This window comes from Robinsoniella sp., assembly GCF_034124845.1.
Map to the genome: position 1 here is coordinate 1 of NZ_JAWYAJ010000253.1, position 9161 is coordinate 9161.

Annotated in this window: 11 protein-coding genes; 4 read left to right on the top strand and 7 right to left on the bottom strand. The window is 40.2% G+C overall.

The genetic code is table 11. The features are described from left to right. The 3 genes from argH to ACH2DQ_RS12635 all read right to left on the bottom strand — a co-directional run. On the bottom strand, window positions 1-1366 hold a 1366-nt coding region (gene argH / locus ACH2DQ_RS12625; RefSeq protein WP_395026949.1), incomplete at its 3' end, for an argininosuccinate lyase. A 242-nt stretch (window positions 1367-1608) separates the two neighbouring features. Next, a complete protein-coding gene (locus ACH2DQ_RS12630) occupies window positions 1609-2796 on the bottom strand; it encodes an epoxyqueuosine reductase QueH (RefSeq protein ID WP_395026944.1) in 1188 nt (395 codons plus the stop codon). A gap of 113 nt (window positions 2797-2909) precedes the next feature. Further along, window positions 2910-3821, bottom strand: a complete 912-nt coding sequence (locus tag ACH2DQ_RS12635) for a ComEC/Rec2 family competence protein (RefSeq protein ID WP_394913069.1) — start codon at window positions 3819-3821, stop codon at window positions 2910-2912. A 424-nt stretch (window positions 3822-4245) separates the two neighbouring features. Here ACH2DQ_RS12635 and ACH2DQ_RS12640 point away from each other — a divergent pair, with 424 nt between their 5' ends. Further along, a complete protein-coding gene (locus ACH2DQ_RS12640) occupies window positions 4246-4893 on the top strand; it encodes a DUF3786 domain-containing protein (RefSeq protein WP_394913068.1) in 648 nt (215 codons plus the stop codon). On the opposite strand, the gene ACH2DQ_RS12645 is transcribed toward ACH2DQ_RS12640, so the two are convergent. Next, complete coding sequence (locus ACH2DQ_RS12645) at window positions 4842-5012, bottom strand: DUF6783 domain-containing protein (RefSeq protein WP_395026951.1); 171 nt, start codon at window positions 5010-5012, stop codon at window positions 4842-4844. The two genes, ACH2DQ_RS12640 and ACH2DQ_RS12645, sit on opposite strands and share 52 nt — an antisense overlap. Here ACH2DQ_RS12645 and ACH2DQ_RS12650 point away from each other — a divergent pair. From ACH2DQ_RS12650 to ACH2DQ_RS12660, 3 genes are read left to right on the top strand one after another with little or no spacing between them, the layout of a single operon-like run. Then, window positions 4956-5096: a hypothetical protein gene (locus ACH2DQ_RS12650; RefSeq protein ID WP_395026953.1), complete on the top strand. Its 141-nt coding sequence runs from the start codon at window positions 4956-4958 to the stop codon at window positions 5094-5096. The two genes, ACH2DQ_RS12645 and ACH2DQ_RS12650, sit on opposite strands and share 57 nt — an antisense overlap. Before the next feature lie 10 nt (window positions 5097-5106). Continuing rightward, complete coding sequence (locus ACH2DQ_RS12655) at window positions 5107-5874, top strand: ABC transporter ATP-binding protein (protein ID WP_394913067.1); 768 nt, start codon at window positions 5107-5109, stop codon at window positions 5872-5874. Continuing rightward, window positions 5867-6664 carry an ABC transporter permease gene (locus ACH2DQ_RS12660; RefSeq protein WP_394913066.1) on the top strand — a complete coding sequence of 266 codons (798 nt, stop codon included), beginning with the start codon at window positions 5867-5869 and terminating at the stop codon, window positions 6662-6664. Before ACH2DQ_RS12655 ends, ACH2DQ_RS12660 begins: the two co-directional genes overlap by 8 nt. 149 nt (window positions 6665-6813) lie before the next feature. On the opposite strand, the gene ACH2DQ_RS12665 is transcribed toward ACH2DQ_RS12660, so the two are convergent. The 3 genes from ACH2DQ_RS12665 to ACH2DQ_RS12675 all read right to left on the bottom strand — a co-directional run bounded on the left by ACH2DQ_RS12665 (window position 6814) and on the right by ACH2DQ_RS12675 (window position 9139). Next, on the bottom strand, window positions 6814-7944 hold the full coding sequence (locus ACH2DQ_RS12665) for a M56 family metallopeptidase (protein WP_394913065.1): 1131 nt from the start codon (window positions 7942-7944) through the stop codon (window positions 6814-6816). A gap of 1 nt (window position 7945) precedes the next feature. Next, window positions 7946-8320: a BlaI/MecI/CopY family transcriptional regulator gene (locus ACH2DQ_RS12670; protein ID WP_394913064.1), complete on the bottom strand. Its 375-nt coding sequence runs from the start codon at window positions 8318-8320 to the stop codon at window positions 7946-7948. Between the two features lie 171 nt (window positions 8321-8491). Then, window positions 8492-9139, bottom strand: a complete 648-nt coding sequence (locus tag ACH2DQ_RS12675; RefSeq protein ID WP_394913063.1) for an ATP-binding cassette domain-containing protein — start codon at window positions 9137-9139, stop codon at window positions 8492-8494. Window positions 9140-9161: the final 22 nt, after the last annotated feature.

Consider the following 9161-nt stretch of genomic DNA (forward strand, 5'->3'; position numbering starts at 1 on the left):
AATATTCTTTTTCCAGTGCAATGACTTTCTTCATTGCTTCCTCAGATGGCGCTCCAATTGTCATTCTCTTTTCCACGCAGGTCTTCATGCTGATTGCTTCATAAATATCCTCTTCAAAAACAGGGCTGATCTCTTTATATTCCGAAAGGCTCATATCATCCAGCGCAATATTTTTCTCAATACAATAGAGCACCAGACGTCCTACGATACCATGGGCATCTCGGAAAGGCACTCCATGATTTACCAGATAATCCGCCGCATCCGTAGCATTGGTAAAACCATTTTTTGCACTGTTTTCCATTACTTCTTTGTTAAAGCGCATGGTCGCAGCCATTCCCGTAAATAATGCGATACAGCCTTTTACGGTATCAATTGCATCAAATGTAAGCTCTTTATCTTCCTGCATATCTTTATTATATGCAAGAGGTATTCCTTTCATTGTGGTCAGAATGGACATTAACGCACCGTAAACACGTCCGGTTTTTCCACGGACAAGTTCTGCGATATCCGGATTCTTTTTCTGAGGCATAATACTGCTTCCGGTACTGTAAGCATCATCCAGTTCCACAAACTGATATTCATTGGAATTCCAGATGATAATTTCCTCTGAAAAACGGCTCAGATGCATCATGATGGTAGACATGGCAGATAATAATTCGATTACATAGTCCCTGTCAGCCACAGAATCCATACTGTTTAAAGTTGGTCCATCAAATTCCAGCAGCTCTGCCGTATAATCACGATCCAGCGGATAGGTGGTTCCAGCCAGTGCACCAGAGCCCAATGGGCAGTAATTCATCCTCTTATATATGTCAAATAACCTTAAACGGTCTCTTTTAAACATTTCAAAATAAGCCCCTACATGATGTGCCAGAGTAATGGGCTGTGCTTTTTGTAAGTGGGTAAATCCCGGCATATAGGTTCCGGTATTTTCTTCCATGATGGTAAGCAGTGTAGTTAAAAGGGTCTTGAGCAATACATCCATCTCTAAAATCTCATCTCTGGTATAGAGTTTCATATCCAGTGCAACCTGGTCATTACGACTTCTTCCTGTATGAAGTTTCTTCCCTGCAGCTCCAATACGGTCAATCAGGTTTGCTTCAACAAAACTGTGAATATCTTCATACTGGTCTGTAATTTCCAGGGTACCGTTTTCCACATCAGCCAGGATTCCGTTTAATCCTTCGATGATTTCTTCCTTTTCATCCTGCGTCAGAATTCCCTGTTTTGCCAGCATTGTCACATGCGCTTTGCTTCCTTCGATATCCTGTTTGTAAAACTTCCGGTCAAAGGAAATTGATGCATTAAAGTTATATACTAACTGATCTGTTTCTTTGGTGAAGCGTCCGCCCCATAACTGTGCCATAATATTTTCCTCATTTCTTTTCATTTTGTCTTTCGTCCGCATAAATCTGCGGTATTCGCCTGTATAATCCATATAAGTCTATCATAAATTCTATATTTATACAATATTTTTGATTGTATATTCACTAGGATGTTCACTAGGAGCAGAAGCATTCTGCAGGTGCAGCAGGTTACATCAAAGAATGCTTCTGCTACCCAAGCCACTTCCCATGCTTACACTTCATACGCTGGCCGTGGCTTGATTCAAGGTTTGCCTGCCTTGCGTATAACCACCTTTTTGGAAAAAATACAGCCACAGTAATCCTGCCGGTAAAGTCCGTACTCACCGGACAGTGCAATGGATCTTTGATATCCATTTTTCTTCTTAAAATCGGATACCAGATAGGGTACCTGTATCTGAGCCCCAAGACGTTCTCCGATTTCGTTCAGTTTCACTGCATTTTTTAAAGGACTGATGGACAAGGTTGTGGTGAAATAATCAAAACCCTTTTCTTTTGCAAGCCGTGCCGTCTCCTTAAGCCGCAGTTCATAACAGGCATAACAGCGTTCTCCGCCCTCTCTGATCTTTTCAAGTCCTTTGACTGCACTGTAAAATTCTTCCTGCTCATAGCGTCCTTCCCAAAACCCGATCGGATGCTTTGAAGGAATGTCTTGGATAAAATGCTGCTGTTCCTGCACTCTTTTCTCATATTCCTGCTGTGGATAGATATTCGGATTGTAATAAAATACCGTGATTTTAAAATAACGGGAAAGATATTCCAGGACATAACTGCTGCAAGGAGCACAGCAGCTGTGAAGCAGCAGCGTGGGTGTTTTTCCCTCTTTTTGAACCTTGTCTATTACAAGGTCCAGTTCCTTTTGGTAATTGCGTTTTTTCTCTTCTCTTGCCATTGCTGTAATTTCTTTTACAAATGCCGTTTTGGCGAGAGTATACCCGTCCCTGTCGTGTTCGTATTCTGTTCTCAGTCTTTCCTTTAGCTCTGCATACTTAGCGGCAGCATCGGAATGAATCCGAAGGTAATCCCGAAAATAGATCTCATCCCAATCCCCCTGGTAGCGTATATGCAAATGATACACTTCCTTTTCAAAGCCCAGAGTCGTATAGCCTTTTTGGAACATCATGTGCGGTGCCGGTTTGTGGGGTTGTCGTGCATATATATATCCGATTTCTTCCAGATTCTGTATGAGTAAATTCAGATCACATTCTTTTTTTATTTCCAATAAGATATCCACCGTAGGCTTGGCACGCAGGCCATAGACAGCAGTACTTCCGATATGATGGATCCTGGCTGCATACTCTCTGTTTACCGCATCCAGAATCATTTCCTGTTCTTTTTGATACCAGTTTTGCCATTGGGGATTATAATCTTCTAAAACTATAGGAAATAACTCCCATAGCTCTTCATTTGTCATTTTCTGCAGACTTTTCATAGACTCTCCTCTTATCCGGTCTTTGATATTACCGAAATTTCTGTTAATTTTCACTTGATTTGCTTTTACTGTTTCTCTTCTAGAGCGTGTTTAAAATTGCTTTCTGGCAGCTGTTATTTTAACTTAACAGTTCTTCTGGAAGAACCATATGTAATAATCCGGCTTCCCTGTTTTTTCAAAACAGATATATTATGCTTCACCGCCGGAAAATCACGAAGCCAGGAAGGTGCATCAATAAATGTTACTCGGGGTCTCACTGCCTTAAAAAACCGTTCCCGCTTATAATTATTGCCATGGTGGGGAGCCTGCAGGTAGTTTGACCTAAGCTTCCTGCCGTACTTCTTCACCAGCATATTTGCCCGTCTGGAGTTAATGTCTCCGGTAAATATCATACTCTTACCATTGTAGGAAGCCTTGAACACGAGGGAGGAATCATTGCAGATATCCTTGCTGGTTTTCTGTAACCTGCCATCATAGGAACTGAAGAACTGTAGGCTGAGTCCCGAAATATCTATCTTATCTCCGCCTTTTATATACTGAAGATTTGCTGCACCGGACATAATACTGTTGAATTCTTCAAAAATGCTGTATTCATCCCACTCCTGGGCATATTTCTGATAAACCGCCGGATTAATCTTAGGGGCTAGTACCTTCCGAATCCGGATTCCCTGGGGATTGGAAACAATTGCATGAAAGGCACCCACGTGATCCGGATGGGGATGGGTGATAATCCACAGATCCACATTGCTGCCAAGCTTTTGAATGGCACTGCGTACCCTGGCTTCGTTTTGTTTCCAGCCACCGTCTATAACGATTAATTTTCCTTTACGGTTGCTTATAGTATAGAACATGGACTGGCTTCCATCGCTGTCACTGCCGTACTGCTGAACAGTCCAGGCATATTTATCAGACGGTTTTCTGCCGGGTTTACGCCCGTTTCCCCTGCCAGCGGCGGCAGCGGTGACCGAAAAAGAGCCTAATAATACCAATAATAGCACAATAAATAGTTGTTTTTTATATTTCATTCATCATCTCTGCTTTCCAAAGCATGTCTAAAAATCGTAAAGCATTTGTGCCGGAAATACTTGTACCTTATAGCTAAATATTTGTACCTAAATACCTGTACCCCAAACACTTATACCTGAATTTCCGATTCGGTTTGCTCTTATCATTTTAAACAGGCTCTAATATGGTTATGGCGATATGGAATACTTCCATACCATACATCATTTACCGGTTTATTGATTTGGCAATTATAACATTATTCCCTGGAAAGGGCAAGAAAGGGGGAAAGTTTTAAGACCGTATTAAGAAAACAATAATAATATAATTTTATAACTGTAACAAGTAAACGAACCGACAGTCAATGTACTGTATATACACATACCCCTTATTATGATAAACTAAAATACAACAACAATTTTCAAACACAATCCCGGAGGAACTTTTATGGAAATAATAAAGAATCATACCGATAATTACGAACTGGTCTATGAACATGACCGTCAGATATTCCTGGACATGGATTTTAAAAGCCTTGCACTTAGAACCGGGCTTACCTTTTCCGATAATGGGAAATATCTGCTGCTGCCGGTTCTGGACAAATGCTACATGGTCAGTACTTCAGATGGAAGCATCTACGACCAGGCACACCCGGATGTGGAAGTTTCGGTGCATACCCGTTTGCTGCTGATCCACTATCTGATCTATGCCAAAGAAACTGCTTCCGTGACAGGTGAGGAAATTCCCTTCCATTCCATCCGCGGTGTCAGCCATTTTGAGGCCGCTTTTATCCGCGAGACTATTCCGCCCCTGAAAAAAGCATTTGAAGGGCATATTGACCGGTTTATACAGGCTGGGAAAGCACTTCACGGCACCATCTGTAACTATGGGGATGCATCGGTTCGCCTGCAGTTGTTTCCCCTGATCGCCATTACTTATATTCTCTGGGAAGGGGATGAGGAATTCCCTATGAACATTAATGTGCTGTTCGATAAAGGAATTACCGACTGTACCCATCCCGAAGATGTGCCTGTCCTTGGTACCTATGGTGCAAAACAATTGATTGAGGCTTCCCTTTCCATAGAGCGTGTTTGATAAATCATTCCCGTCATCTGCACGCCCCAGTTTGCGGTATATTTGCCCTGAATTCTGGTTACATAGTACGCTTGTCGCTCTCCATTTGGGATAACTCTCCCACAACCTGGAACGCACAGTTGCCAGAATGCATTTTTCAAGCACGCTTTGGAATTCCTGAACATTTCGCCGGCATTTTCATACACTATGATATAACAATATAGGAGGTACGAAATGCAGACCTTATTAGAACTAAAAGACGTGAACTTTTCCTATCATAGTGTAAGCGGAGAAACTTATGCTTTATCTGATATCTCCTTTCAGGTGAATGACGGCGAATTTATTGCAATTGTCGGTCCCAGCGGATGCGGCAAATCTACTCTGCTTTCCTTAATCAGCGGACTCTTAAAGCCAGAATCCGGTTCCATTCTCCTAAATGGGAAAGATGTAAAAGAAGCTCATACAAATATAGGCTATATGCTCCAAAAAGACCATTTGTTTGAATGGCGTACTATTTACCGCAATGTTCTCCTGGGTCTGGAGATTCAGAAAAAAATTACAGAGGAAAGCAAAGCAATGGTTGACCAGATGCTGAAAGATTATGGATTATACAAATTTAAGGACAAAAAGCCTTCCGAACTATCCGGTGGAATGCGTCAGCGTGCAGCACTGATCCGTACCCTGGCACTGCAGCCGGAACTTTTGCTTTTAGATGAACCTTTTTCTGCTCTTGATTATCAGACACGCCTTTCCGTATGCGACGATATTTCTTCTATTCTGAAGAAAGCCCATAAGACCGCAATTCTGGTTACCCATGACCTGTCGGAAGCCATCAGCGTTGCAGACCGCATTATCGTTCTCACCAAACGGCCGGCTAAGATCAAAAGCATTGTACCGGTTCATATGAGTATTGAAGACCGCACCCCAATGAAATCCCGAAACGCTCCTGAATTCAAAGATTATTTTAACCAAATCTGGAAGGAGCTGAATGTAAATGAATAACGCTTCTGTCAATCAAAAAGAATATTTAAAGAAACGGCTTCATCACAAACGCATGGTAACCATCATGCGGATTCTTATTTTAGTACTGTTTATTGCGCTTTGGGAAATCACTGCAAGACTTGGCATCATCGACAGCTTTATTTTCAGCAGCCCATCACGGGTATTAAATACCTTTATTTCCATGGTTCAGGATAAAACAATCTTCCTCCATGTTGGTGTTACGCTAGCAGAAACACTGATCAGCTTCGCTTTAGTGGTTCTGCTGGGAATCGCAACTGCCGTACTGTTATGGCTCAGCAAAAAACTCTCTGAAATATTAGAACCCTACCTGGTCGTATTAAACAGCCTTCCAAAATCAGCGCTGGCTCCTCTATTAATCGTATGGCTGGGTGCAAATATGAAAACAATTATTGTAGCCGGAATATCGGTAGCGATCTTCGGAACAATATTAAATCTATATACCGGATTCAAAGAAGTATCTCCGGATAAAATTAAACTGATTTACACTTTGCAGGGCACGAAAAAAGACGTCCTGCTGCGCGTCGTCCTTCCAAGCACCATTCCTACCATTATCAGTGTCATGAAAGTAAATATCGGTCTTGCCCTGGTTGGTGTGGTAATCGGTGAATTTATTGGTTCCAAGCAGGGACTTGGCTATCTGATCATATATGGCAGTCAGGTTTTTAAGTTGGATTGGGTTATTATGAGCATTGTAATACTTTGCATTATCGCTATGGGACTTTATAAGATTATAAACTTCGTAGAAAAGTCTTATTTGAAAAACTTATAGAAAATATATACCCCCCTCGGATATGAGGAGGGATACATATTACAATTTCACTGCTTTTTGAAATCACAGATATATCCTGAGTGCATTTTCCTGATTTTATATCTAACTGACCAGCACTGTTTTGGCTGACTCTAATTTCTATTTATTTTTTACTCCTCTGTATGGATTGTTAAATCGCATAGTGGCGGCATATCCAGATCTTTCTCGTTTACTGTTGTAAACTTCTGACCATCCACATAAATCTCAATTGTGTTATCCCTGCTAATCAATATGTATGCATTTTCTGTGGTTAAATCAATCCCGCCTTCTGCTTCATTTTGGAATGAAAAATATACCGGTTGGATAATGATAAGATAGGAACAGATAAAGGCTGATATGATAATACCCATACTGGCAATTTTAAATTTTATCTTGCGGGTTAATGTTCTTTCCAGGATAACTTTAAATCGTTGCTTCGTTAGTTCCCCAATCCTCTCATTTATTAATGTAGATACATGACTACTATAGACTGATTTCTCAGGCTCTGTCTGCTTCATCACATTTAGAATAGCTTCCAGGTATTCAACTCTTTCATTTCGTTCCATACCTTTCGTCGATGCCAGATCACAGCGCAGCTCTAACATATTTTCTATTTCTAATTCAAAATTACGTACAATGGGGTTCCACCAAAATGCCGCTTTTAATAATAGATAGAACAATTTTATAAAAGTATCTCCGCCGCGAATATGCTGAACCTCATGCAAAAGTATCAGTCTTAATTCATGATCTGACAGTTTTAATTCCGGAATATAAATCCTTGCGTGAATAAATCCTGTCACCTTTGGCACATCAACATCCGGAGATACAAATACACACACTTTATCAGAAGCAAAGTCATTTTTTAAAACTCTTTCTGCCTGCTCATTCGCGATAATTCTATATTTTCCTATGCTATAAATTGTCTTTAAAATATGATATGACTCTTTTATTAGTATATAGGAAGTACCGACACACCATATTCCCATTATTATTGAGCCAATCGTAAGACTCCCTATATGAAAGCCAGTCACCTTTTGAATAACCGGTAAAACTGTATCAGACGGAATCACTAGTGCATAGGAGAAATCCAGAGGTAGCAATACCCGTATAACCGATATCATTAGTAAAACCATTAACGCTGTAATTCCATTATTTACAATAAATTTTGTGTTACGTCTTAATCGTTTGATCACCAGTAACCCCACACTGAAAAAAATGATTGCGTTAGCTAAAGAGTAAGTACTTATCTTACTAATCCACATTTCATAACTCCTGTTTTTTCTTGTTTATCATATCCTCCAGTTCCTTTATAGTATCTGCCGTGATGTCTCTGCTACTAAAAAGTGCTGAAAATAAGCTCTTCACACTTGTCTTACTTGCAATTTCTGCCAACACACCAGCATAATATGTTTCACCGGTTTCTGTCGGTTCAAAGGTGCGTGCAAATGCTTTTCCAGATCTGATAAATCCAGCCTCTCGTATAGCTTCTTTTTTGAGTAGACTATTAATGAGAATATGAATAGATTTACTTTTCCACGATTTGTTGACGGATTTATTTACAATTTCCACACCCGTCAAAGGTCTCCCTGCCTCCCAAAGAACTTCCATAATTTCCACTTCATTTTTTGTAAGTTCCATCCTATACCTCTTTCAAATATCAATTCATACTTTTATTTTGTTTTATTTACATAATTTATTTCAATGTAGATAAATTATATGATTGTGAACAATATTTGTCAATATTTTTGAAGCGGAAGCCGCATTAGTACTAGAGCCTGTTTTAAAATTCATTCCCGCCATCTGCACGCTCTAGTTATTGTTGATGGATAAGATTCCTGCATCCATTGTATAAACATCATCACAGAGAAACTCAATATCTTCTTTATTATGACTGGCTAATAAAATAACCTTCCCCTGATTTCTCATATCAAGGAATAACTTTCTCATATCAGCAACACCATGATTATCCAATCCATTCATCGGTTCATCCAAAAGTAAGATCTCCGGATTCTCCATAATTGCCTGAGCAATACCCAGCCGCTGTCTCATCCCCATTGAAAATTTCCCGACTTTTTTAGGTGAGTCCGGATCCAGACCAACAGAGATAAGTGCATCTCTAATCTGACTTTTTGATATGTTCTTCCTGATCATGGCTAGCATTTTAAGGTTTTTGAAGGCTGAGTATCCAGGCAGAAATCCAGGTGTTTCGATTATTATCCCCATTTTTTCCATATATGCTTCATTCTCTGTTGTCTTCTGTCCATAAATGCGAATTTCTCCAGCAGACGGTGTTAAAAAGCCACAGATGCATTTCATTAACACAGTCTTGCCGGATCCATTTCTACCGACCAGACCGTATATTTTCCCTTTTACCATGGAAAACGAAATATCTGTAAGAACTTCCTGATTACCAAAACTTTTGCTTACATGCTCGATCGTAACAATTGGTTCTTCCATCTCATTCTCCTATCTGTACTTT